This is a genomic window from Pseudomonas sp. COW5 (assembly GCF_026240005.1).
GTDB lineage: Bacteria > Pseudomonadota > Gammaproteobacteria > Pseudomonadales > Pseudomonadaceae > Aquipseudomonas > Aquipseudomonas kribbensis.
Map to the genome: position 1 here is coordinate 5,131,341 of NZ_JAPHVP010000001.1, position 26,136 is coordinate 5,157,476.

General features: G+C 57.7%; 16 protein-coding genes. 8 read left to right on the plus strand and 8 right to left on the minus strand.

What is annotated here, in order from left to right; translation table 11 throughout:
* Position 1: 1 nt before the first annotated feature.
* Genes OQ248_RS23560 through OQ248_RS23570 form a run of 3 tightly spaced genes read right to left on the minus strand, consistent with a single transcriptional unit; the run spans position 2 to position 5,465 of the window.
* Positions 2-586, minus strand: a complete 585-nt coding sequence (locus OQ248_RS23560; protein WP_265814187.1) for a glutathione S-transferase — start codon at positions 584-586, stop codon at positions 2-4.
* Positions 583-4,224 (minus strand): AAA family ATPase, encoded by a 3,642-nt coding sequence (locus tag OQ248_RS23565; RefSeq protein WP_265814188.1) that lies wholly within the window; start codon positions 4,222-4,224, stop codon positions 583-585. Before OQ248_RS23565 ends, OQ248_RS23560 begins: the two co-directional genes overlap by 4 nt.
* Positions 4,221-5,465 carry an exonuclease SbcCD subunit D C-terminal domain-containing protein gene (locus OQ248_RS23570; protein WP_265814189.1) on the minus strand — a complete coding sequence of 415 codons (1,245 nt, stop codon included), beginning with the start codon at positions 5,463-5,465 and terminating at the stop codon, positions 4,221-4,223. Before OQ248_RS23570 ends, OQ248_RS23565 begins: the two co-directional genes overlap by 4 nt.
* A 439-nt stretch (positions 5,466-5,904) precedes the next feature.
* Here OQ248_RS23570 and OQ248_RS23575 point away from each other — a divergent pair, with 439 nt between their 5' ends.
* The 8 genes from OQ248_RS23575 to OQ248_RS23610 all read left to right on the plus strand — a co-directional run bounded on the left by OQ248_RS23575 (position 5,905) and on the right by OQ248_RS23610 (position 19,907).
* Entirely contained in the window at positions 5,905-15,966 is a 10,062-nt protein-coding gene (locus tag OQ248_RS23575) for a hemagglutinin repeat-containing protein (protein WP_265814190.1), read from the plus strand.
* A 4-nt stretch (positions 15,967-15,970) separates the two neighbouring features.
* A complete protein-coding gene (locus tag OQ248_RS23580; RefSeq protein ID WP_265814191.1) occupies positions 15,971-16,513 on the plus strand; it encodes an immunity 42 family protein in 543 nt (180 codons plus the stop codon).
* 221 nt (positions 16,514-16,734) lie between these two features.
* Positions 16,735-17,097, plus strand: coding sequence for a ribonuclease toxin immunity protein CdiI (gene cdiI, locus OQ248_RS23585; protein ID WP_265814192.1), 363 nt, complete (start codon positions 16,735-16,737; stop codon positions 17,095-17,097).
* 492 nt (positions 17,098-17,589) lie between these two features.
* Positions 17,590-17,895, plus strand: coding sequence for a hypothetical protein (locus tag OQ248_RS23590; protein WP_265814193.1), 306 nt, complete (start codon positions 17,590-17,592; stop codon positions 17,893-17,895).
* A 141-nt stretch (positions 17,896-18,036) separates the two neighbouring features.
* Complete coding sequence (locus OQ248_RS23595) at positions 18,037-18,567, plus strand: hypothetical protein (protein ID WP_265814194.1); 531 nt, start codon at positions 18,037-18,039, stop codon at positions 18,565-18,567.
* A gap of 96 nt (positions 18,568-18,663) precedes the next feature.
* Entirely contained in the window at positions 18,664-18,927 is a 264-nt protein-coding gene (locus OQ248_RS23600; protein WP_265814195.1) for a hypothetical protein, read from the plus strand.
* A gap of 98 nt (positions 18,928-19,025) precedes the next feature.
* The gene (locus OQ248_RS23605; protein ID WP_265814196.1) at positions 19,026-19,415 is read left to right on the plus strand and encodes a contact-dependent growth inhibition system immunity protein; all 390 of its coding nucleotides are present in this window, start codon (positions 19,026-19,028) and stop codon (positions 19,413-19,415) included.
* An 18-nt stretch (positions 19,416-19,433) separates the two neighbouring features.
* Positions 19,434-19,907: a hypothetical protein gene (locus OQ248_RS23610; RefSeq protein ID WP_265814197.1), complete on the plus strand. Its 474-nt coding sequence runs from the start codon at positions 19,434-19,436 to the stop codon at positions 19,905-19,907.
* Between the two features lie 344 nt (positions 19,908-20,251).
* Here OQ248_RS23610 and OQ248_RS23615 read toward each other — a convergent pair whose 3' ends face one another.
* From OQ248_RS23615 to OQ248_RS23635, 5 genes are read right to left on the minus strand one after another with little or no spacing between them, the layout of a single operon-like run.
* Positions 20,252-21,892, minus strand: a complete 1,641-nt coding sequence (locus tag OQ248_RS23615; RefSeq protein ID WP_265814198.1) for a protein BatD — start codon at positions 21,890-21,892, stop codon at positions 20,252-20,254.
* Positions 21,889-23,625: a tetratricopeptide repeat protein gene (locus tag OQ248_RS23620; RefSeq protein WP_265814199.1), complete on the minus strand. Its 1,737-nt coding sequence runs from the start codon at positions 23,623-23,625 to the stop codon at positions 21,889-21,891. Before OQ248_RS23620 ends, OQ248_RS23615 begins: the two co-directional genes overlap by 4 nt.
* A complete protein-coding gene (locus OQ248_RS23625; RefSeq protein ID WP_114883579.1) occupies positions 23,622-24,701 on the minus strand; it encodes a VWA domain-containing protein in 1,080 nt (359 codons plus the stop codon). The genes OQ248_RS23620 and OQ248_RS23625 overlap by 4 nt, the downstream gene beginning before the upstream one ends.
* Positions 24,694-25,191: a DUF4381 domain-containing protein gene (locus tag OQ248_RS23630; protein WP_085734027.1), complete on the minus strand. Its 498-nt coding sequence runs from the start codon at positions 25,189-25,191 to the stop codon at positions 24,694-24,696. Before OQ248_RS23630 ends, OQ248_RS23625 begins: the two co-directional genes overlap by 8 nt.
* Positions 25,188-26,132 (minus strand): DUF58 domain-containing protein, encoded by a 945-nt coding sequence (locus OQ248_RS23635; protein ID WP_085711312.1) that lies wholly within the window; start codon positions 26,130-26,132, stop codon positions 25,188-25,190. The genes OQ248_RS23630 and OQ248_RS23635 overlap by 4 nt, the downstream gene beginning before the upstream one ends.
* Between the last annotated feature and the right edge of the window lie 4 nt (positions 26,133-26,136).

Below are 26,136 nucleotides of genomic sequence, written 5' to 3' on the forward strand. Positions count from 1 at the left end.
CTTACTTTTTCATGACGCTGGTAAACAGCTCCGATTCCAGAAACCGCTGCAACCAGGTCTGCAATCGCTGATAGGGCGTCGTCGCAAACCACTCGCGATCGACATGGGCGAACTGGCGGACGAAGGGCAGCAACGCGATATCGGCCAGGCAGGGATGATCGGTCAACAAGTTGTCGCGGCCCTCGAGTAATTCATCGAGTTGCTGCAGGAACCGCGCACCTTCCGCGCGATAAACCTCCATCGGCTGTTCCGGATAACGCTCGGCGTACTTGTAGCGATTCAAGTGCACCTTGAACACTTGATCGTTGGCTTCGATCAACTGGGCAATCCTTGAATCGCCACCCAGCAACCAGTCCTGCGGATCATTCTGCGCCAAGGCCCAGCGCATGATTTCCAGGCTCTCATCGATTACCTGACCACCGGCATCCAGCACCGGCACCGTACCCTTGGGCGAGATCGCCAGCATCTCCGCCGGTTTGGCCTTGAGGCTGACTTCGATGATCTCCACCGGCACGCCCGAATAACGCAGAGCCATCCGTGCCCGCATCGCGTACGGGCAGCGGCGGAACGAATACAGCGTGTTCATTTCACCTCCAGTGTGCTTAAACCATTGCCCTGGCGCTGCACCTGAATCTGCACCGGAATCCGCTCGTGCATTTCCTGCACGTGGGAAATCACCGCGACCTTGCGGCCCTGTGCCTGCAAGCCGTCGAGGGCGTCCATGGCCAGTTGCAGGGATTCCGGATCGAGGCTGCCGAAACCTTCGTCGATGAACAGCGATTCGATCTTCAGCGTGCTCGAGGCCATCGAGGCCAGACCCAATGCAAGAGCCAGCGACACCAGGAAGGTTTCGCCGCCGGACAGCGAATGCACCGAGCGCAGTTCGTCGCCCATTTCCGTGTCCATCACCAGCAGACCGAGCATGCTGCCGCCCCGTTTGAGGCGATAGCGCTTGACCAGTTGGCGCAGTTGCGCGTTGGCGTGATGCACCAGCAAGTCGAGGTTGTAGGCCTGGGCGATCTTGCGGAAGGTGTCGCCGGTGGCCGAACCGATCAAGGCATTGAGGCGCGCCCAGCGCTGATATTCGGCATAGGCATCGGCGATCTGCTGCGCCAGCGCGGAGTTGGCGTTCTGTCGGCGCTGATCTTCGACTTGCTCCGCACGCAGTTCGGCGCAGAGCTGTTCACTGGCGTCGCACTGGTTCTGCAAGTCGGCGAGGGCAGCGGCGAGTTGTTCGGCTTCGAGGTTGCCGTTGTGTTGCGCCTGATGTTCAAGCAACTGCCGATCGCGTTCCTGCAACAGCACTTTGGCGTGTTCCAGGGCTTTTTCGTTGCGCTGCAAACGCTCGCGCAGCTCGCCGACCTGCGCGTCATCGACCCGCAACAGATCTTCGAGACCGCCGTCATCCAGTTCCGGGTGCCGAGCTCGCCAGTCGGCAATCTTGCCCGCCAGATCGCGGTCTTCGGTTTCCAGCGCCTGCAAACGCTCTTGCTGCGCTTTAAGTTCGGCGGCGATTTGCACGAGTTGCGTGCGCACGCCTTGCAGGGCCTGAGTCGTGGTGGATTCGGCGTTGCGCGCCTGTTCTACCGCGAGTTCAAGCTGCTGCTGCCAGTGCTCGGCACAGTTGTGATCGCCCAACAATTGCGCCAGTTTCTCCTGGCTGGCCTGTTGTTGAGCGGTCAGCGCGTTGAGCTGTTGCTCAGCGGTTTGCAACTGCTGGACACGGCTCTGCTGACGATCCTGCTCCTTCTCGAGCGTCTGCTGGCGTTGCTGTTGTTCGGCCAGCTCTTCCTTCTGCTGATCGACTTGCGCCAGACGCTCGGCAATCTGCCGGTCGAGCTGCATGAAGGTCGCGGCCGGTTCGGCGCGCAGGGCTTCAAGGGTCTCGCTCGGTAACAGCGTGGCGAAGGCTGCGAGTTCTTCGTCCAGACGCTGGCGGTCAGCGCTCAACTCGCGCTGCTGATTGTTCAGGTGCTGGGCCGCTTGCTGGTGCGCGGTTTCGGCGTGACGCAATTGCTGGGTCAGGCGCGCCGCGTCCTGTTGCAGTGTGAGCAGGGCGGTCTGACGCTGTTCGTCCTGGGTGATGCTCTGGTTCAGTTGATCGTTCTGGCGCGTCAGCCAGGCACCGCGCTTGTCGCTGTCCTGATTCATCAATTGCGCGGCCAGCGGATGAGACTCAATGCTCGGCGTCAGCGCTTGCTGTTGTACCGCCAGTTGTTCCTGCTGTTGCAGCAGCTCTTTCTGTTGGGCAATCACGCCCCCGACGCTGGTACGCAGCTCGGTGAGTTTTTCCTTCAGTTGATCGACCGCTTGCTGCGCGCTGGCCTGCTCGCTTTCATCGTGACGGCCGAGGCTTTGCAGCAGGGCTTCCGGCTGGTGATACGGGTGTTCGTTGCTGCCGCAGACCGGACACGGCTGGTCATCCTGCAATTGCGCACGCAGTTCTTCGACACTGGCGCTGCGAGCCAGACGCTGGCGTTCGAGCAGTTCGCGGGTGACGTTGAGGGTCTGTTCGGCGACGGTCAGCTCGGACTTGGTTTTCACCCCGTCCTGGGTCAGGCGCTCGCGCTCCTGTTGCGCATCGAGCTGGCGCTGTTGCAACTCGGCACTGCGTTTGTCCAATTCCTGTTGACTGGCCCACAGGCGCGTCAGGTCTTCGACGGCGCGCAGTTGTTTGCGGTTGTCCTGCAACAGGGTGCCAAGGATGCCGATCTGTTCGGCGACGGCATCCGGTTCGGCGCCGGCCTCCTTGAACAGCACTTCAAGCTGCTGCTTTTGCGTGGCCAGTTCTTCGGTGGCGCGCGTGGCGTTCTGTTCGAGACTCGCCAGTTCGCTTTCGCCCTTGTTCAACCGGTTGCCGATCAGCATCAGTTGCTGCAAGCGGTCACGGTAGGCATTCCAGGCTTCACTCAACGGTGCCAGATGAGCGCTTTGCTCCAGATCGGCGGCGATGCGTTGCAGGCGTTCCTCGACCTGCTTTTGCTGGTCGAGCAGGGTCTGGATCGTGCTTTGGCCCTCAGTGCTGGCCTGTTCGGTGGCCTGCTTTGCCTCGGTGCCGGAAGCAACATCCTTGGCCAGACGGGCGAGGGTGCTTTGCTCATCGAAGGCCTGACGCAGCAGCGGAGCACTGTCGCTCTGTTGCTTCTGCGCTTCGGTCAGGGCGATTTGTGCAGCACTCAGCGCTTGTTCAAGTTGAGCCTGGCGTTCAGTCAGCTCGGCTTGTTGCTGAGTGTGCGCGCTGATTTGCGCCGCCAGCGGTGTCAGCTGTGCATCGATTTCAGCCTTGCGGGCGAACTGGTGCCGTTGCGGGGCGAGTTGTTCCAGGCGTGTCAGGCGCAAGCGTTCGCCGGCCAGCGTTTCGCGCTCCTGTTCGGCGTTCTGCAGTTGCTCGGCGGCTGCCTGCTGCGCGTCCTGCAACAGGTGCAGATCCTTGAGCCAGGTGTGCTGCTGCTCAAGCTGTTTGAGCTGTGCCTGTTGCAACTTCAATTGCTGCTGGGCAGCGTTGAAGCGTTCGTCGAGTTCGGCGCGGGCCTCGGGCGGCAGCGGGGTCACGCCGGTGGCCTGATCCTGCAACTGCTTGTGGGCTTCGCGGGCTTCTTTGGTCTTGTCGAACGCGCGTCGGCCAAGGCGGGTGTAGAGCGCCGTGTCGGTGAGTTTTTCCAGCAGCTCGCTGCGGTCGTTGTCATCGGCCTTGAGGAACGCACTGAACTCGCTCTGGGCCAGCAACACGGCGCGGGTGAACTGTTCGAAGTTCAGGCCCAGCGCGGCTTCGAGTTGAACCTTGTACTCGCCTTTCTGGCTGGCGAGCAGTTGATCCTGATCGATGTCGCGCAGGCTCTGACGGCTGGCCTGCAACTTGCCGCCGGCCTTTTCCCGGGCACGGTTGGCTTCCCAGCGCGCGCGATAACGGCGGCCATCGACGCCGACAAAATCCACTTCGGCGAACCCCTCGCCCGTACCGCGACGCAGCAGGGTGCGCGGGTCGCCGGTGGCGATTTCGCCGTCGGCGTCCGGCACCTTGGCGTCACGCCCGGTGTTGTTCAAACGCGGCACGGCGCCGAACAGCGCCAGGCACAAGGCATCGAGCAGGGTGCTTTTGCCGGCGCCGGTGGGGCCGGTGATGGCGAACAGACCGGCGCTGGCCAGCGGTTCAGCGGTGAAGTCGATCTCGAACGGGCCGGCCAGTGAGGCGAGGTTCTTCAGGCGAATGGCGAGAATCTTCATGGCTGCTCGCCCTCCATTTGTACGTCTTGCAGCAGTTCGGCGAAGTCCTTGAGGGTTTGCTCGTCGACCTCGTTGCCGTAATTGTCGAGCCAGGCGCGGCTGAACAATTCCTGTGGCGTGAGCTGGTCCAGTTCGATCAGTGCGCTGCCGTCCTCGGCGCCGTCAGCGCCACGGTTGCCGGCGTATTCGGCGGCGATTCGCACCAGTCGCACAGCCTTGCCTTGCAGGGCACTTTCGACCTGATGGCGCAGATCCGGTTGCGGCTCGTCGAGGGTCACGCGCACTTCCAGCCACGGCTGGCGCTGGGTTTCGGCCAGCAGATCAATGTTCGGCAGGTCGGCCAGTTGCAACAGGATTTCCGCCAGCGGCGCAGGGCCGAGGCGTTGCAGGTTGACGGAACGGGGGATCAGTATCGGCTCGACGCTGACCAGGGTTTCGCCGTCCAGAACGACGTCGAGAATCTGATGCTGATAACTGATTTCCGAGAACGACAACGGAATCGGCGAGCCGCTGTAGCGAATCCGCTCTTCGCCATTGACCTTCTGCGGTTTGTGCAAATGGCCGAGGGCGACATAGCTGATGCTCGGCCCGAACAGGCTGGCGGGCAGGGCTTCGGCGTTGCCGATGATCAGGCTGCGTTCGGAGTCTTCCGACACCGACCCGCCAGCCATGTGCGCGTGGCTGATGGCGATCAGCGCCTGGCCCGGCTGGCGCCTGGCGTTGGCCGCTTCGATCAGCCATTCATGCACCTGGCCAATGCCACGCAAATAGTTGTCGCCCAGATGTGCGCCGGTCACTTCGGCCGGGCGCAGGAACGGCAGCGCCAGACACCACGCGGCGATCTCGCCGGACGCATTCGGCAACGGCAACAAAAGACGCTCTGAATCGAGCTGGCCATCGTCCAGCCACAACACCCGGCCCAACGCATGGGTACGCAAACGCCGCATCAACGGCGCGGGCAGCTCGATCCGCGAGCCGGAATCGTGGTTGCCGGCAATCATCACGATGGTCAGCAACGGCTGCTGCTCGTGGGCACTGACGATGAAATCGTAGAGGCGTTCCTGGGCTTTGACCGGCGGATTCACCGTATCGAAGATGTCGCCGGCGATCAGCAGCACGTCCGGCTGCGCCAGCTTCAATTGACGCAGCAGCCACTCGAGAAAACAGCTGTGTTCGAAATCGCGCTCCTGGCCGTGCAGGTTCTGCCCAAGGTGCCAGTCGGAGGTGTGAAACAGACGCAAGGCTGACTCCGCAATATAAAGAGGTGATGGCCGCGTGGAAGGAGAGGGCGGCGAAAGAGGGGGAGTTTACAGATTATTGGGACAGGCGGGCTTATGCGGATGGGGCGGATTCCTGTTGGCTGAAAGTTCCTGCGCAATTACCTGTCAGTCATTTCTCTTTCGGAAGCGTCGACGGCGTGTTTGTCGGATTTCGCTACTTGATCTGCGAAATATCCTGCGCGTCTGCCGGAGTCGGACGATTTTCCGGATGCCGTTGATCGATAACACTGTTTCGGTGAAACCATTAATTGACGCCAAAATGATGGCTATCTAGTATCGCGCCACTATTTTGATGTCACTTTTCTGGTCGAGTGATCGGGTGTGTTTACCCGGTGCAATACCTGGTCCTGTTGACGCCCGGAATGTACTTCCGGTTCATGCCTGCTCCCGAGATTCTGAAATGGATATTCGCCTCCTGACCTTCATGGCTGGCCAGCCTTCTGCGGCCGTAAAAAATCGCGAAACCTTTTTGGGCATGCCCAAACGTGGTCTGGCGTTCCTGCTGGCCAACGTCATGTTCTGGCAACCGATGTGGGCGCAGGCGGACGGCATTGTGGTAGCCAATCCGGGCACGAGCCTGGGCCAGGCGGGCAACGGCGTGCCGGTCATCAATATCGCCACGCCCAACGGCGCGGGGCTGTCGCACAACCAGTTCCACGATTACAACGTCGGAGCGCAGGGCGTCATCCTCAACAACGTGGCGGCGCAGACCGGGCAGACGCAACTGGGCGGGATCATTGTCGGCAACCCCAACCTGAGCAACCGGGCCGCGGCCCAGGCGATCCTCAACGAAGTCATCAGCGGCAACCCGAGCCAGTTACGTGGCTACACCGAGGTGGCGGGACAGTCGGCGCGAGTGATCGTCGCCAACCCGTACGGCATCACCTGCAACGGGTGCGGTTTCATCAACTCGCCGCGTGTGACCTTGACCACCGGTAAACCGGTGCTTGATGGCTCGGGTCGACTGGACCGTTTTCAGGTCGATCAGGGCAGCATCGCGATCGAAGGCGCGGGGCTGAACGCCAACAACGTCGACCGTTTCGAGATCATCACCCGCAGCGCGAAAATCAACGCCGAGATCCAGGCGAAAAACCTCGACATCATCGCCGGTCGCAACGACGTCAACGCCGACAACCTCAATGCCACGGCCCGCGCCGACGACGGCAGTGCCAAACCGCAACTGGCCATCGATTCTTCGGCGCTCGGCGGGATGTACGCCGGGGCGATCAAGCTGGTCGGGACCGAGGCCGGTGTCGGGGTGAAACTGGCGGGCAACGTCGCGGCCAGCGGCGGTGATATCCAGATCGATGCCAACGGCCAACTGACCCTGGCACAGACCTCCGCCGCGAACAACGTGAACATCACGGCGGCCAGCCTCGACGCTCAAGGACCGGTGTATGCCGGTGTGAACGTCAATGTGCAGACCCAGGGCAACCTGACCAACCGCCAGACCCTCGCCGCGCGGGACAACATCAGCCTGACCGCCGGTGGCCAGTTGACCAACAGCGGCATCATCGAAGCCGGGGTCAATGCGGACAACAGCCGCAACGCGGCAGGCAACGTCGCCATCAGGGCGCACAACATCGACAACACCGGCAAAAGCGTGATTGCCAGTCGCAACCTGACGGTCAACGCAACACAGACCGTGAGCAACCAGGGCGGCACGCTGACTTCGCAGAACACGCGGGTCACGGCCGCCACCCTTGATAACCAGAACAAGGGGCGGGTGCTGAGTACGGGCTCTCTCAGTCTCGATGCGAGTCAGGTACTCAACACCAACGGTCTGATCAATAGTGCCGGGCGTCTCGATGGCAGCGTCGGCCAGTTGAATAACCGCGGCGGCGAAGTGTCGAGCCTGCAAGATGTGACCTTGCGCATGGCAACGCTGGACAACGTGGCGGGTCTGGTGAATGCCGGCAAGGCCTTGAGCATCACCACCACCGGGTCGATCAATAACCAAAACGGCAAACTGACCTCACTCGGCAGTCTGTCGCTCAAGGCGGGTCACATCAATAACAGCGATAAGGGCAGGATCGCCAGCAACGGAGCCTTGTCGGTCAATGCCGCCAGCCTCGATCAGCACGATGGCGGGCAACTCACGAGCGACACGTCGCTGACGGTGGATCTGAACAATGGCGCCTTGAACAATCAGAAGGGGCTGATAAACGCACCGTTATTGGTGCTGAAAAACCTGCAACAGGTCGATAACCGTAGCGGTGAAATCTCCAGTGCCCAGGCGTTCACTCTGGCTGCCGACAGCCTCGACAACAGCAATGGCAAACTGTTGAGCAATCAGGCGTTGACCCTGCAGGTGCAGCACGCACTGACCAATATCAAGGGACTCATCGGCGCGAGCCGCATCGATGCCCGAGTGGGCAGCCTGAACAACAATGGCGGTACTTTTACCAGTCGCGCCGACCTGGATCTGCATGCTGACGGTCAGCTCGACAATCAGGACAAGGGCCTGATCAACGCCACGCAAAATCTCACCATCACCGCCGCCAATGTGAACAATCAGAATGGCGGCTCGCTGCTCGGTAGCGCCATCGCCATTGATTTCAGCGGTTCGATGGGCGACCTCAATAACAGCAATGGCCTGATTACAACCAAGGGCCAGTTGAGCATCAATCATCTGCGGGATCTGAACAACCAGGGCGGTGAACTCTCCAGCGACCTGAGTTACACCCTTGTCGCGCGAAATCTGGACAACAGTGACGGCAAGCTTTTCAGTCGTCAGCGGCTGGATCTGAACGCTGACAGCACACGCAATCTCAATGGCCTGATTTCCGGGTGGCAAAACCTGAGTTTGCTTGGCGGCAGTCTCGATAACCGTAATCACGGCACGTTGTCCAGCCGTGATGGCGACCTGTTGGTCGACCTCACGGGCGACATCCGCAACAGCAATACCGGCGCGCTGGCCAGCAAAGGCATCTTGAAGATCACTGCGGCCAACATCGATAACTCGGACCAAGGTGCGCTCTCAAGCGAGGGTGCGCAGACCCTGACGGTCACCGGCACATTGAACAACGCACAAGGTGGCCAGATCGACAGCGGCGCGGCTCTGGATATCACCGCCAAACGTCTCGACAACACCCGTGCGACCATCAACGCCAAACAGGACATCCGTTTCACCGGTACTGACCTGGACAACACTGAAGGTGTGCTGGCCAGTGAAATGGCCGTCAATCTGGACCTTCTCGGCACGCTGACCAATACCAAGGGCCAATTGGTCGGTGTTGGCCCGCTAGTGATTGCCCGTGCCACACAAATCAATAACCAGGGTGGCAAACTGGTCAGCCAGAAATTGCTCAGTCTGTCGACCGGCGGCCTCGACAACCGCGATGGCGGCACCGTCGCTGCCAACGACACCCTGACGATCGCCGCCAGCGGCGTAGTGCAAAACAGTGGCGGCCTGATCTACAGCGACACCGCTGATTTGCAACTGGCCGCTGCCAGCCTCGATAACGTCAAGGGAACCCTGCAAAGCGAAGGCGCGCTCACCGCCAATGTCGGCGGCGCCATCGATAACCAGAGCGGTCGTTTCGTTGCCAAAACCGGCGTTCTCAACATCACCGCTGCCAGCCTCGACAGCCGTGGCGGTGTGCTCTCCAGCCTCAAAAGTGCGTTCACTGCTCAGGTTACGGGCGTGTTGCGCAATGGCCAGGGCGGCGTGATTCAGGCGCAGTATCTGACACTCAAGGCCTTGGCAGGTCTAGAGAACGAGGGAGGCCGGATCACGGCGCAAAGCGGTGATGCGATCATCGATCTGGGCGGCAGCGGCAATTTCAGTAACCGCAACGGCGCACTGGTTGCCAAGCAATGCGTCAGTGTCACCGGCAAGGATTTTGACAACGCCGGCGACAGCGGCGGGCAGATCGCCGGGCAACAAATCGACCTAAGCCTGCGCGGCGCCCTGAACAACCGCAAAGGCATTATCGAAAGCGCCAGCATTTTGAGCATAGGTGCTGCCAGCATCGACAACCAGACCGGCCAGTTGCGCGCACTTGGCAGCTCCGGAAAGACCACATTCAGCCTTGCAGGCCTGTTCGATAACCGCAACGGCACTGTGGAAAGCGCCAACAATGACCTCAGTCTCGGCGCAGGTGGCTTGTTGAACGTTGGCGGTAATGTGTTGCACGTCGGTACGGGGATTTTCGACATCGCCACCGGACAGCTCGGCAGCGCCGGCGGCAGCTTCGTCACACGCGGTGGACTGACGCTGACTGCGGATGGCTGGACCAACAGCAGCCTGATCCAGGCCGATCGTCTGACGGTCAACATCAACAACCTCAACCAGACGGCGAGCGGGCAGTTGCTGGCCGCCAGCAAACTGATCGGTAACGGTGGCAACTGGAACAACGACGGGCTGATCGCCAGCGACGGCTCGCTCGACATGACTTTGTGGGGCGATTATTCCGGCAACGGTCGTACCAGCAGTCTTGGCGATTTGACGCTCAAGGCCAACCAACTGACCCTCAACGCTGCGACCAGCATTGCCGGCGGCGGCAACACCACCATCAATGTAATTGGTCTGTTGACCAATCAGGGGCGACTGACCTCCAGCGGCGACATGACCCTCACCGCCGCCAACGTCAACAACTACGGCACCCTCGGTTCCGGCAAAGACCTGACCTTGACCACCGGTGCACTCCTCAATGACAGGGGCCTGATTACCAGCGGCGGCGACATGCGCCTGTTGTTGGCCAGTTTCACCAACGCCTACGGCAATGTGTATGGGCTGAACAACGTACACATCGGCCGGGATCGTGACAGCGGCAAGGCTGATTTGCTGGACAACCGTTCCGGCGAGATCTACAGCGCACAGGACCTGACCATCAATGCGCTGACCGTGAATAACGTCAGGGACATTCTTGAATACACCGCGCATGAAAAAAGCTCGGTGGTGATCACGCAACTGGACTGCAACCTGATTCCGATTGCCGGGTGTGATTTTCGCAGTGGCGGTCGACGCAACGGACATTGGGAGATCGCCGAGACCGATAGCCTGAAAGTCGGCAACAGCAGCGCAGCCGCAAGCCTGACGAGCGGCGGCGACATGTCGCTCAACGTCCAGGCCTTGAACAACAGCAGCAGTACCATTGCCGCCACCGGTGATATAGCTGTCCACGCCGGCACCATCACCAACAAGGGCGTGCAAGAACAGGAAATCATCACCAAGCGTACCTACTGGAACTACGTCGACCAGATCTATGCGACAGAGCCGGCAGCAGCTGCTTTCAACAAGAAAAACAGTCCGGCGCCATCTGCGACCGTCGAATCGGACTTGAGCAGCTTCATCAGCATGTTGGGCGGTGGCAAGCTCACGGAAAGCACGACCACTGTCGCGGGTTCCAGCAATTCCTATGACGCCGTGATCCAGGCCGGTGGCAACATCGAACTGAACGCGACCCAGACCATCGACAACAGCGTCGTGCGGCCTTACTACAGTTACGTCGCGGCGGGCAAAACCAACACCGATACGGGCGTCGGCAGTGGCTACTCCACGGTGGTCAAAATCAACCCGCAACTGCCGCCGGATCTGGCCCAGCAGCAGGTCAGCCCGATCGACCTGCCAGGTTTCAGCTTGCCGACGGGCCAGAACGGCCTGTTCCGCCTGAGCTCCGAAGGCAGCAGCAATCCGACCGCCACTGGCCCGCAAAGCTGGACGCTAAGCGGTGGCAAAGTCACCGCCGATCCATCGGCAACCCCGATAACCATCAATCGGGTACAAGGCATGCCGAGCAACACTGGCAAGTCCCAGCCGCACAAATACCTGATCGAAACCAACCCGGTACTCACCGATCTCAAGCAGTTCATGAGCTCGGATTATCTGCTCAAGGGGCTGGGCTACGACGCCGACCAGAGCGCCAAGCGACTGGGCGACGGCCTCTTCGAACAGAAGCTGGTCCAGCAAGCCGTCGTGGCTCGCACGGGGCAGCGTTTCATCGATGGACAGACCTCCGACGAGGCGGTCTACAAGTATCTGATGGACAACGCCATCGCCAGCAAGAACGCGTTGAATCTGAGTGTAGGCGTCACCCTCAGTGCACAGCAGGTCGCGGCGTTGACCCACGACATCGTCTGGCTCGAAGAGCGTGAAGTGAACGGCGAAAAGGTCTTGGTGCCGGTGCTGTACCTGGCCAATGCCAACAACCGTCTCGCATCCACGGGCGCGTTGATTCAGGGCAAGGACGTCACGCTGATTGCCGGCGAAAACCTGGAGAACTCCGGCACGTTGCGCGCCAGTCAAAATCTCGATGCAACAGCCAAGAAGGATCTGGTGAGCAGCGGACTGGTCGAGGCCGGCAATCTCCTGAAGATGACGGCGACCGACAACCTGACGAACAAGGCAGGCGGGATCATTTCCGGTCGCGACGTCACGCTCACCGCCGAACACGGCGACGTGATCAACGAACGCACCGTCACGACTCACCGAAGCACTGACGGACGCCTCAGCGAAACCACCGACTTTGTCGACAACGCTGCGCGTATCGAAGCGGCAAATGCACTGGTTATCGGCGCCGGTCGTGACATCAGTAACAGTGGCAGCGTGTTGAAGAGTGGTGGCGATACGACGCTTAGTGCCGGGCGCGATGTGCATATCGACTCGACTGAACAGAACGCGACCAACAGCAATACCAATTATTTGAATTCGTCGGTCAAGCAGTATGGTTCGGATGTCGATTCTGGAGGCGCGTTGAAAGTAACGGCTGGGGGAGACATCAACGTTGTCGCCAGTCAACTGAATGTCAAGAGTGATGCCGAACTGTTGGCACTAGGGGATGTGACCTTGACTTCGGCGGCCAATGAGTCACATCGGGGGGGATGGAATAAGAAGTTCCGCGCACAAGATGACTCTGTCCAGCAGCAGTCGAGCAGTCTCACAGCGGGCGGCAAAGTTACAGTGAATGCTGGTAAGGACTTGAGTCTGATTGCCAGTCAAGTCAGCGCTGGTTCCGAAGCTTACCTAGTTGCGGGGGAAAACCTGCTGCTGGGCAGTGCGCGAGACGATGAATACAGTTTTCTCAGCAAAACCAAGAAGAACTCCTCTGGAAAAAAGAGTCAGCTGAACGAGACATCCAGTACAACTAATGTCGGCAGTTCTGTTACCTCAGGTGGAAATAGCCTATTGGCAGCAGGTCGTGATTTGTCGATCGAGGGCAGCAATGTTATTTCGGAAAACGGAGGCGTCAGTCTAGGGGCAGGAAATGATGTAAAGATTATCGCAGTCACTGACTCCAGCAGCAATCGACATGAAAGCAGCTCAAGTAAAAGCAGTTGGGGAGGGCTTAAGTCGAGTAAGGTTCAGGATCAGATTTCTGAATTCCAGACGACGGCTGTGGGTAGTCTGGTATCCGGTAATACGATTGCAATTTCTGCCAAGCGTGATGTGAACATCGCGGGTTCTGCTGTAGTCAGCACCGAAGACATGACAATTCGCGCCGTGCGAGATCTGACGATCACAGCGGCAGAGAACACGTTGACACGAACCGAGGCACACAAGGAAAAAAACCGAGACTTCACAGGTGTACTGACGGCGAACAAGCTTGGTGTCGACGATATTACGGGAAATCAACATTTGTCCGTCGGTGGCGTGAAGCATAACGGCACAATGTCGCAGACCACTCTGACCGGTAGTACGATCGGCTCCAGTCAAGGCAATGTAAGCCTGGTGGCTGGCGGTGATTTAAGCGTAATCGCCAGTGATTTGTTCAGTATCAAAAATATGACGCTGATGGGCTCGAATGTGAGCATCGCAGCAGGCAAAGAAACACTAAATCAAACTGTTCAGGATCAAAGCAACAATCTGGGGGTCGGACGAGTTATAGGCGGCGCAATCGTCGACACTGCCAATGCGATCCGCACGGCAGTAAAAACTGTAAAGGATGCTGATGATCCTCGTCTTAAAGCGATCAAGATCGCTCAAGCAGCATTGGCAATGTATAACCTGGGCGGTGCCGACGATCCAACAAAGGCTTATAAAGCGAAAGAAGGTGGAGCTGCCAGTAATGGCTCGCTGATTAAAATCGGTACCGAACTCTCTAACACCCATAGCAAAAGCACGAGTACGTATAGCAGTCAGACCGCAAAGCAAAGCACAGTTAATGCTGGTACCGGGCTCACTATTATCGCTAATGGTGCCGCCGCGGGATCCCAAGGCGACATCCACGTCGCGGGAAGCAGTTTGAACACAGCAGGCATTGCTGTGTTGGATGCCAAACGGGATGTCGTCCTGGAAAGCGCGCAAAACACCACAGAGTGGAGCAATAAAAACACTGGCAACAAAACCGCGATTGGCGCCAGTTTCAATTTGGGCCAACAAAATGGATTCACTCTTGACCTTGGAGCATCAGGCTCAAAAGCTACGGGTAATGGCCATTCCGTTACTCAGGTCAATACCACGCTGGGGGCTGGGTCTCTGGTGCTTCGCAGTGGTGGAGACACTACATTGGCGGGTGCGCAGGTCAGTTCCGAAACTATCAACGCGAATATTGGTGGCAATCTAAATATCGTTTCTCGCCAAGACGTCGAGACTCAAGAAAATAAACAAAGCAGCGGTGGTTTTGGAGCGAGTATCTGTATCCCTCCGTTCTGTTTCGGTGCCCCGGTAACCGGATCGGCTAATCTCGCATTCGGCAACATGGACAGCGAGTATAGGGCTGTCACTGATCAGACGGGGTTCTTTGCAGGGGGCGGTGGATACAACATTGAAGTAGGGAAAACTACGACCCTTGAAGGCGGCGTGATCGCCAGTGATGCCACAGCCGACAAAAACCGCTTAAGCACAGATCGATTAATTGTCAGCGACATAAAGAACATCAGTGAGATCAATGCTCAATCGGGAGGTGTCAGTGTCTCTGGCAGTTATGGAGGTGGCGCCGTCAATGCTTCGGTTGGTGGGCTGTACGGTGTGTCGCTCACTGACTCTGATAGCAGCAAGACACGCAGCGCTGTCAGTGATGGAACCATCGTTGTGCGTAATGCAGATGGAGCCAATGATCTGGTCGGGTTGAATCGCGATACAAAAAATGCCAATCAGCAGCTCGACAGGCCAGATGAAGCGGCGATGAAGGAGCGCGTCGAGCTTGTAAAAAGTGCAATTGAGCTAAGCAAAGGTATTAGCGACGCGATAGCCGCCGCAAAAATGAAGGAGGCGAACGATCCTCAAAGTGAAACCGCGAAAGTTGCTGTCCAAAAGCTCAAAGAACAGGGGTTCGAAAATCCGACGCCTGAGCAAATCAGTCAGCAGGTACAACGCGACTTTGGGATGGGTAGCAGCTTCCAGAAGGCTGCTCAAGCGATCACATCCATAGTTCAAGGCGTTTTGGGAGGCAATATTTCAGGTGCGCTGACTGGGGCGGCTGCGCCATACGTCGCGCAAGCTATCAGGGATGCCACTGAAGGAGATAAGACAGCAAACCTGATGGCTCATGCGGTGCTGGGGGCATTGATTGCGAAAGTGAATGGTAACTCTGTCCTTACGGGGGCGGTCGGCGCAGTGGTGGCAGAAGAAGTTGCCAGAATACTCAAAGAACAACTATATGGGGATATTAGTAATGACCGACTAACATCGGAGCAAAAACAGACTATTTCCAGCCTTGCTACGCTCGTCGCGGGAATTGGGGGGGCATTTACCGGCACTGATTCGTTAGATGCCGTCACCGCGGCTCTCGTTGGAAAGAATGCTGTCGAAAACAACGGGCTCAGCTCTAAGGATGTTTTGAACTGGGCCAGTGAGCTTCGCGAAGCAAAAAACAAAGGTGAGTCCACTGAAGTTATCTGGGAAAAGTACAAGGGGCTAAGTGCGCAAAAACGTGCCGAGATGCTCGCGGATTGTGGTGGAACTGCTGGGGCATGCACGATCTACTATCAAGAAGATTTGGTAAGCGGAATCTCCGTTGCTGACGGTGTCAGCTCACTCAGTTGGTTTCTTGGACTGAATGATGCCGATGCGCAGAGCCTCAGAGCATTCGTGACTGAAGAAAATCAGTACGATATGGGGCTTCTGTTCAACTCACTGCCACCTTACATGAAGGCTGCCCTCGCGTTGAAAGGTGCGATCGAGGCAGGAGGAACAGGGTTTGGCGGACGTGATAAAACGTCTGTTGCATCGATAGTTGGCAAAAATCGCGGCAGTCCGATACCGTATCCGGATCGTACTCCAGCTAATAATGGTTTAACGTATAAGTCTAACCCCAAGCATACTTACAATATGCCGGGAAATAACACAAATGCAGGTATTGAGCCGAAAAATTCGCTAGCGCTATTTGAGACGTCCATACAGGAAGGTAAAAAAAGGTACTCGCTGGATGATAAGGGTAATGTTCATCAGTTTACAGACGGTAATGATGGTACTTGGCACTGGGCAGGAAGCACCGGTGATGTTAAAGCCCCGCTGAATAAAGCCAACATTCCAACAGCGGTAAAGAAAGCATTTGGACTGAAAGGGAAGTGGAGGTGAGTATATGATTTTTGGTGAACCAACAAAATTTGCAATTTTAATGGACTGTGTAACGCCGTGGAACGTTGAAGGTAGCTGTCAGAATGGTATATTTCACTACATTATAAATTCCAATTTTTTTCCAGGGGCGGCACAAGTTGCAACTTTGGGAGGTGATGTTCACTGTTTGCAGACGGAGAATGCGCTCACAAATCCGGTAGAGGATTTAAGTATTTTCAATATGGACTCAAAAAAAGCTTTCATCCTTATGCTGGAAAAAATGTTACCTGAGAAGCTAGGGGGGGAGGTTCAAGATGGGTTCGTTGAAGATTATAGGTTTAACGCAGGGACCTATAATTTAGAAGGCTTTGAGTGTTTTGTTTTTGCTGTTGCTTGTGGGTCAAAAGTTAGGCTGCTGGCTGCGGATCTAAGTTGTATTAGTTATGAGGGTGATGAGGTGCTTGGGATTGATGCAATAACGATATCTGAAGTTGTTTTGGAAAGGTCGTGGGTTGCTGGGGTTGTCAAAAATGTTATTGATAAGTATGAGTCTGATAAGATGGTGTAGTAAGTTTTGTGGGCCGGTGTTTGGTAAGTATAGGGGGGTTGAAATAAATAACACATGATGATCTAGGGCAGCAGGCCGCAGCAGCTGGTTTCAAGGATGCGCAATCCAAAGGACTGAGCCAATATACCTCTTTTGCCGGCGGCATCTCGTTCAGGGTGTATTTAGATAAGGTCACAGGTAGGGTGAATAATGTCCACCCGAACTAAAAATGTGAGGTGCATATGAGAGAGTTGTTCGGTCAGCCATATAGCCAGTCAGACCCTAATTGGATTGTTAAAGGGTATTTTGACAGGATGTATGATGACGGCCGTTTTATCGAGGCGGTTGGCTATCTTGTGAAAAGATGGGGGTTCAGTGTGGATGGGGCATACTGTAACTTTCCTGATGAAAGCAGCCCGCTCGACGAAGAACACTTCGAAGGGGTGGAATTTTCCTATGGCTATCCCCCGAGTGATGAGGACACCATTGTCGTCAGCGAATCGGTTTTTACTGAGTATCTTCGGCTAGCTTGTGAGAAGTACCTTCAGCGTCATCCTGAAGATAAGGCGAAAATAGAAGAGCTCTTGCGGGTTATCTCTTTTTGAATTGAAGAAAGAAAGGGGGCAGATTTGTTTATTGAAAGGGTGCTATTAAAAGTATTGAAAGTATTGAAAGGGGACGGATTTATTTAATTAAATAAATCTGTCTGTCTCCTTTTGATTGTCCCATTTTTATTTGTAATAAATCTGTCCCTTTTGATTCCGGGCGTCGGAAAATAGGGATTTTAATGTTGTCCTTCCGTTGAAGATAATTCTTTTAAATGGGGTTATCGCTCTTGAAGTGCAATTGCTTGTTTATTCAAGATTGTTGATGGTTTTGAATAAGCTCTGTGGGCGGCAATAGCGTATGAATAATTCCAATTTTCAAAATTCAGAAAGCGGAGACGCCCATTAGCCGGCTTCAAGTCAAGGTTAATGGGTGTCCCCTTTTTTCTTTTTTATTCTTTTTTATTTGAATGAGCAATGGAAGCGCCTGCTCGAGATGCCAGAAGACTCCCAAGAAGTTTTGATGCTGAGTTTGCCGTAAGGAGGCATGGAGTGATCACTGAAGACGTAAAAATTATCCAGGAGATTTTTCACCTGATCGAAGCTGGAATAGTTCACGGTTACGATGCCTTTCACTATGGTGTGGAGTGGGGAGAGGGCTACATCGAGACCGAGTTGGCTGTAGAGAAGGATGGGGTGGAGAGCTGGGATGCGGAAGTCGATTACAACGGTGCAATAATGCTCGATCTGGTTGATCAGCTAAAAACAAATGCTGACGAACGCGGAGAACCATGGAGGTCTTTTGTCCTTTCCTATCGAGAAGGCGAGCAAGTCACAACCAAGTTTAAGTATGACTGATGCAGGAGATTGAACTGAGTTGGTTTGCTCTGTTGGTTGTGTGTTGAGTGTAGTGTCGTTAATTTTTCGCTTCAGGTGTTCGTGTTTATTGATTGTTTTCTCTTTTAAAGGATGATTATGCGCTGTTTCGGAATCTCGTTATTGCTGGGCATTACTCTGCTGACGTCAGGCTGCAATACCACGCCCGTAGACAAGGCGACGGTTTACTATGATCGGGCCCAATTTTCTTCGCAGATCGTAAAAGATGACCCTGCTCTTAGTGATCCAATTCTTCAGCACGGGCGCTGCTCATTGATTATCTCCACGCCAGGGTCGAACACGGGCACCTACCAATTCTGTACTTTTGCGCTGACTGTCAATGGGCTTTATGTCCAGGGGTGGGATGCGAAAGCGTTGAAGTACGTCGAGGTCGTGCACGTTGACTTGTCGAGCATCAAGGAAATGTCGCTTCATACTTTCTTCCGTACCAAGCAATTACAGTTGACTGAGGAACGGCGACAGCTGGCATTGAGTGTTTCGATTGATGAGGGTGGCTACATTGATGCTGCAGCGACTGAGCGATTGTTTGAAACCATCAAGAAGAAGGGCGTTCTTGTGGTGGAAAGCAAGGGGATGATCAACCCACCTGTACCGCCGGCACCGATGATTATTCCTGTCATTATTCGGAGATAAAGCTATTGAAATGGGGGGGCAGGTCTATTTGATTAAATAGTTCTGTCCTCTGTTAATTGACAGTGTGAGTAGTTACATGGCGCGAAGCGAGGGACTATGCCGAAATTTGCTTGTGTTTGCGGTTATATAATAAATCTGTCCAAAGGTACGTCTGAAGCTGAGCTCTCTCTGGTCTCGGAACAGAAGAAAGATGATATCGATAATGCGCTCTCGAGCCGTGGTTTGACTGAAGAAGAGTTTTATCAGTTTTTCGAAACCGGGGCTGTCACCGTCTATCGCTGCCCCCAATGTTGTCGATTGCACGTGGATGAAGGGGGAGGGGGGATTTCTGCTTACATTAAAGAAGTGCGGAATATTTGATCGTTTGTTCTATGGCTTTAAAATGTAGCGCGTTTTTGACCTGAATTTGTTTTGTTTAATAAATCTGTCCCCTTTTAGTGCTTGGGAGTGAGCCGGACATGAAGTTTCGAGATTTGGAACAAGAGCTGGATTCTTACGAGACTTCGAGACCGCTCTCGTCTTTGGATGAGTGGTATTTGTCCGTGCGCGATACGCCCTTGGATTGCCTGAGTGTGGGAGATGTGTGTCGTGCATTGAGGCAGGATTTGTATGTTCGGGAAATATTGCCCATCGGAATCGCTTTATTTATCGATGACGTTTTGGAAGGCGAGAGATATGACGGTGAGTTGCTGGTTGCGCTTGCGGGCTTGAGAGACATGTATTGGCATGAGAATGTCGAAACGTCCCGCAAGGTTGCTGTTGCTCTGGCTGAAGTGAGTCGCTTGAGTGCTGACACCGAACTCTTAAGGGCTGCTTCAGCCCTGAGCAGGGTGCTTGACGCCGTATAGTGATGTTGAGGGGGATGTGTGAAATTTAACAGCGAAATGGAGAAAATGCTCCGTCGAACGGGACGTGCTTCTCTGGCCGGTGACTTGGTGGATATTGCACGGTCCGGTTTCGTAGAACGGGATGGCTGTGTTTTTCTGGCGAACCTGGATGGTTTCCAGAGGAATGCAAGCCTGAAGAACTTCCCAGATAGAACGGGGTATGAGTGTTTCGTTAATTCGATCCATATCGATGATTACGTAAACACCGATTTTTTGGCATGCGCGCTCTCGTACTTGTCTTCAGTGTTTGAAACGTGGAATGAATCCAGTCTGCCGGGTGTTCTGCAGGGAGCCATTTCAGCTGACAAATTCGATGCGACGGTGAAGTTTCATCTGCTACGACCTGGAGAAGCCTGGCTGAGCGATGATCTTGAGCGGTACGGGGAAGCAGTGCTTGCCGTTGAATCGAGTGATAAAGAGTTTCTTGAGGCATACGGGTTTCGGGAAACATAACCGCAGGAGCTTCATTTTGTTTTCAAATTCGATGGCGAGAATAGCTTGCCCAAGGTGTGAGCAGGATTACATCGCGCATATCAGAATCAAGGCTACTGGCACAGAACTGCTCCTGTGCCCTGAATGTGATGCCACCTGGTTTGCAATTGAAGATATTGGGGTCAAGCCTTTCTTTGATTATGGGACCTACGTGAAAGGCCTCGGTCTTTCAGTTCTCTGGAACGAACTGGAGGTTATTTCTGAAGTGGTCTGGGCCCCTGACCTGCGATGAGGCGAGGTCAGCATTTGAAGCCCTTTTTTATGAGTCTTTTCAAATGCCGCCCTAAGCGATGCTTATCGCGATTCTACTTCGGATAAAGCGGCGGCAACCCACTATCCCCAACCGGATCCTGCACCCGCTCCGCCGTCGGAATCGTGCGAATCGCCCGCCACAGATCCTCACCTTGCCAATGCTGCCCGGTCTCGCTGTACAGCGCGCCGTTCAAACCGTCGAGCGCATCCGACAGCGGCACAAAACGCGCTGCCATGTCCGCCAGCGTCTCCGGCTGCTGACGGGCCCAGGCGTCGAGGGCCTGGCGGGTGGCTTGCGGGTCGTTGGCCTGGCTGGCGCGTTTGATGTCGTCGAGCAGGGTGCGCGGGCTCGGGCCGGTTTGGGTGGCGCGCAGGATTGCCGGTTGCCAGCGGGCGCGCCACCAGAGGCCGAAGCCGAGGAGGGTGGTGCAGGCCAGGATCAGTGTGCTGAGTTTCCACCACCACAGCGCTTCGCTGTCGGCGGTGTTGAAGGATTGCGAACTGCCGGCCGGGGTGTCGACCTGCAGGCTCGGGTTGTTCACCACTTGCAGGGTGCGGGCCGGCAGGCTGGTGTGTTCCAGGTGATCTTCGAAGGTGTTCCACCACACCACGTCCACGGTCGGCAGTTCGATCGAACCGCTGCGGCTCGGCACCAGTGCTTCGCGTTCTTCACGGCTGCCGATCAGGCCACGCTCGCTGCTCTGGTTGTTGAGCACCGGTTGGTCCGGGTAGCGCCGCAGGCCGTTGGCCTCGGTGGCCGGCAGGGCGGGCAGTTGCGAACTGGCGAGGCCTTCGACCTTGAGGGTCAGGCTGCGGGTCAGGGAGTCGCCGACCTGGGTGTGATCCGGTTCCGGGTTCCAGCTCTCGCTCAGGCTCAGGCTGCGGGCCGGCAGCCACGGCGCGTCGGCCGGATAAGTGATGGGTTTGGGTTTGACCGTCAGCGGGATTTCCGTAGAGGTCACTCGCAACACTTTGCCCGGTTTCGGACCCTGTGCGTTGGCGTCCTTGGCAGGCTGGGTGTCCACCCGTGTGGCGCTGAAGGTTTGCGGGGTGATGGTCAGCAAACCGCTGTGCTGCGGGAAGATCGCGTAGCGCATTTCGATCACGCCATGCCGCACGCCGTTGATGTCTTTCTCGTAGGTGCGTGTATCGCCCAGCTGTTCAACCCGTGCATCGGTGATCTGCAACGGGGTGACGCTGCTGTCGTCGTACAGCGACACCGAATGGTAGATGCGCAGGGTCAGGACGGCCTGGGCCTGCACGTAGACGCTGCTCTGGTCGAGGCTGGACTCGATGAACACCGGGTCGAGCGCGTTCTTTTCTTCGGTGACGTCGCTTTCCACCACCTGCACGGTGATCGGCTGGCTCTGGGTTTCGCCCAGTTTCAATGACGGAATTTCAACGCTGCCGTTCTGTTTCGGCAACAGGGTGATGATCCAGCGGGTGGTGGCGCGGTTCTCGTTGTTGAGGGTGTTCAGCTGGTTGACCTGCCGCGTGCCGCGCACTTCGAACAGCGGCTCCAGCGGGGTCAGGTCGGGTTTGCCGAACTGCGTGACGTCGTTGGATTCGAGGGTGAGTTCCACCGTCTCGCCGGAGTTCAGGCGACTGCGATCCACACTGGCCGTCAGCTCGGCCGCCTGAGCGGTGGCCGTGCAGATCAGCAGGGGTAGCAAGAGAGCGGTGAAACGGGTCATCGAGTGTTTTCCTGATCCTGATGTTGTTGCTGTTCGTACCAGAATTTGCGTCGCAGCAATTCGCCCGGATCGTCCGGGATCTTGCCCAGCCATTGTTCCAGTGCCTGACGCTGCTCGCCTTCGAGGTTGTCCTCGCCGGGACTCAGCGTCGGGGCTGTATTCTGTTCCGCGTCCGGCGCGCTGTCCGGCAATTCGTTGGGGCCTGGCTGTGGCGGAGTGGTCGGCGGCGGTTCGCTGGCTGCCTCCGCAGGCTGGGCCTCGCTTTGCGCGTCATTCTTGATCGCCGGTGGCGGCGCGGTGACGGGCGGTGGTTCGTCGCCCGGCACGTTCTGCTGCGTCGGTTGCTTCTCGGGCTCGGCGGGCGGCGGGGTGTTTTTCTGCTTGAGCAGGTTCTCCACCAGTGCCTTGTTGGTCAGCGCCGGGCGCAAGTCCGGCTGCAATTCCAGGGCCTGTTCATAGGCGTCGATCGCCGCTTCCAGCTCACCGCTTTTCGCCAGGGCGTTGCCACGATTGTAGTGGGCACGGGCATCGCTGCCCTCGGCGAAACGCTCGGCGGCGCCACTGTAATCGCCGGCCTCGTACAACGCCAGCCCCTGCCACTGGTGGTCTTCGAAGTGTTGCGCGGCCTCGGCCGGGCGCTTCTGTTTCAACAGATGCAAACCCTGCTGGTCGGGGCGCAGCCACAAGTCTTCGAAATTGAAAGCGTAGCTCGGTTGCGGCAGACAGAAGAGCAGCGGCAGGCAGAACAACCAGCCACGGCGCCCGGCACAGGCGGCAAGTAGCAACAGCGGCAACAGCAGCCAATAACCCTGATCGGCCCAAGTGTCGAGGCGCAGGGTCTGGCCATCGTTGCGCAGGCTGCGCGGGCCATCGAGCAGGCCGAGGCTGCGCAAGTCCGATTCATCCAGGCGCGCGCTGTGGTACTCGCCACCCACCGAATTGAGGAAGGCACCGAGGCCGGGGCTGTCGAGTTGCGGCACGCGGATCGCACCTTGGGCGTCCTTGAGGAAACTGCCGTCCTCCTGAGCAATCGGCGCGCCCTCGGCGGTGCCGATGCCAAGCATCAGTAACTGCGCCGATTGCCCGCTCAGTGCGCGGCGAATACCCTGGCGCTCTTCATCGGACAGCGAAGAACCGATCAGCAGAATACGGCCCTGACCCAGCGCCCCTTGCTCCAGTAATGCCAGCGCTTTGCTCACGGCAAGATCAGCGCGATGGCCGCTCTCCGGCATCAGCGACGGCTTGAGGGCATCGAGCAGATTGCGGCTGGTCGCCAGATCATCCGACAGCGGCACCAGCGTGTGGGCGCTGCCGGCGTAAACGACGATGGCGGTCTGCGCATCGCTGCGTGCTTTGAGCAGATCGAACAGCTTGCGTCGGGCTTGTTCCAGACGTGTGGGCGGCGAGTCGGTGGCGAGCATTTCCGGGGTCAGTTCCAGCACCACCACCAACGGATCCGCCGGTTTCTGGCTGGTCTGTTCGACCCGTTCCCAGCTCGGCCCGAGCAGCGCCAGGATCGTCAGCAACCACGCAACACCCAATGCAACCCACGGCAGTTTGCTGTCGCGACCGCTGCCGCCACTGAGCAATGTGGCATGGAACGCCGGCGGCAGAATCATCTGCCAGCGCCCGGCGCGTTTCTGCCGGTGCCAGAGCTGCCAGATCAACCAGCCGAGCAGCGGCAACAGCAGCAACCACCAAGGACGGAACCAGTGCGGCCAGAGGGCGATCATCGGCGCCTCCGCAAACGCAGGCGCTTGAGGCGCTCGCGCCAGTCAGGCAGGGGGCTTTGCAGATACAGCTCCTTGGTGAACAGGCGTTGCAGCGGGTTGTCCGGCCACAATTCACGGGCCACCAGCAACATGCTCAGCAGCAACGCCAGTGCCAGCGGCCATTGATACAAGGCCTGGGCCGGGCGCGCCTGGGTCGGCTGCTGGGCCACCGGTTCCAGTTGGTCGAGGGTGTCCTTGATCGCTTGCAGTTCCTTGCCGTCGCGGGCGCGGAAGTAGCGTCCGCCGGTAGCGTCGGCGATGGCCTTGAGTGCCGGCTCGTCGAGGTCGAGGGTCGGATTACCGCCGAGCAGTGCCGTGGCGCCGCTTTCTTCGGGGTCGGCACCGATGCCGATCGGATAGATTTTCACGCCTTCATTGGCCGCCAGTTTTGCGGCGGTCAGCGGCTCGATTTCGCCGCCGTTGTTGGCGCCGTCGGTGACCAGAATCAGCACGCGGCTCTGCGCCGGGCGCATGCGCAGGCGTTTCAGCGCCAGACCGATGGCGTCGCCGATGGCGGTGTTCTTGCCGGCAATGCCGATCCGCGCTTCGTCAAGCCACACGCGCACGGTGCGCCGGTCAAACGTCAGCGGTGCTTGCAGGTAAGCCTGGCTGCCGAACAGGATCAAACCGACCCGGTCACCATCGCGGCTTTCCAGAAAGTCACCGAGCAAATGCTGGACCAGCGACAGGCGACTGACGTCTTCGTCGTTCCATTGCATGTCGGGAAAGTCCATCGAACCGGACACGTCCACCGCCACCAGCAGATCGCGACCGCTCGCAGCAATCGGCAACGGCTCGCCCAGCCATTGTGGGCGGGCGGCAGCGATCAGCAGCAACAACCACAGCAGCATGAACGGCGCCTGCTGACGCCATGCCGGCAGATTGGCGCGGGCGCGGCGGCGGGCGAGGCCTTCCAGATCACCGAGGAAGCTAACCTTCAACGCCGGCTCGCCACTGTCGGCCACCGGCAGCACGAGGCGCATCAGCCACGGCAGCGGCAACAGCACAAAGATCCACGGCCAGGCGAACTCAAACATGCTTGCGGATCCACGTATCGACGGCTTGCGTCAGACCGGCGATGGCCTTGTCGTCGAGTTTGCATTCGGGCTTGTAGGCGCCTTCCACCAGCACCATCCAGCGAGTCAGGCCGGCGGCAGGGCAACGGTTGTCGAGGAACGCCAGCCACTTGCGCCCGTTGAGCGTATGGCTCTGGCTGTAGGGGTAATGGTTGCGGCACAGGCGTTTGAGCAGGCCATTGAGCTGTTGCAGCCAGGCGCCCGCCGGTGCGCCGTCGTAGGGTTTGACCATTTGCGCCAGTTCGGCGAGTGCAGCGATGCGCACCGGATCGAGTGGAATCTCGGCGCGCACGACGGGTTTCTTCTTGATCGGAATGAAACGGCGCAGACGCCACAACGCGTAGCCGATCAGCGGCAGCAGCAAAAGCAGCAGCCACCAGCCCGGCGCTGGCGGCCAGAAGGCGATCGGTGGCGGGGAAATCAGCGGTTGCAGTTGTTCGAGGCCGTTCATCGAACGTTCCCCGGACGCTGCGGGTTGAGGAACTCGCGCATCTGCTCGACCATTTCGCTCTGCGTGCTCAACGGCATCAGCAACACCCGCAGTTTCTGCGCGAGCAATTCCCAGCGGGCGATGCGCGCTTCGGCTTGGGCGCGATAGGTCTGGCGCAGATCGAAATTCAGTGTGTCGAGTTCCAGTTGCGCGCCACGCTCGGCGAATCGCAGCAGACCGGCGGCGGGCAGGGCGTGGTCCAGCGGATCGGACAGCGGCAGCATCAGCAGGTCGCAATGGCGCGACAGCAGGCTCAGTTGCTGCTCGGCGCTGTCGCTCAAGGCGCGCTCGTCACAGATGACGATCACCAGACTGCCCGGACGCAATACTTCACGGGCCCGGCGCAGGGCGACGCCAAACGCATCGCGATCCGGCTCCCGCTCGCTGTGCAGCGACTGATTGACTTTCACCAGCCGGTTGAGCAGTTGCAGCAAGCTCTGCTTGCTGCGGCGCGGCTTGATCTCGTAATGCTCGTTGTCGCCGAACACCAGTCCGCCGACCCGATCGTTGTGGCCCAGCGCGGCCCAGCCGATCAGCGCCGCCGCTTGCGCCGCAAGCACCGATTTGAACATCAGCCCGGAACCGAAGAACAGCCGCGTGCTTTGCTCGACCATGATGAAAATCGGCCGTTCGCGTTCTTCATGGAACAGCTTGGTGTGCGGCTCCTGAGTCCGTGCGGTCACACGCCAGTCGATGGTGCGCACGTCGTCGCCGGCCTGATAGACCCGCACCTGATCGAAGTCGACGCCACGACCGCGGAATTTCGAGTGGTGCAGGCCGATCAGCGGGCTGCGCTGGCTCGGCGTGGAAAACAGCTGCACTTCGCGCACGCGGTGGCGCATCTCGATCAATTCGGCGAGGGAGATGCGGATACCGGGTTCGGACGGCAGGGAGGCGTTCATGGGG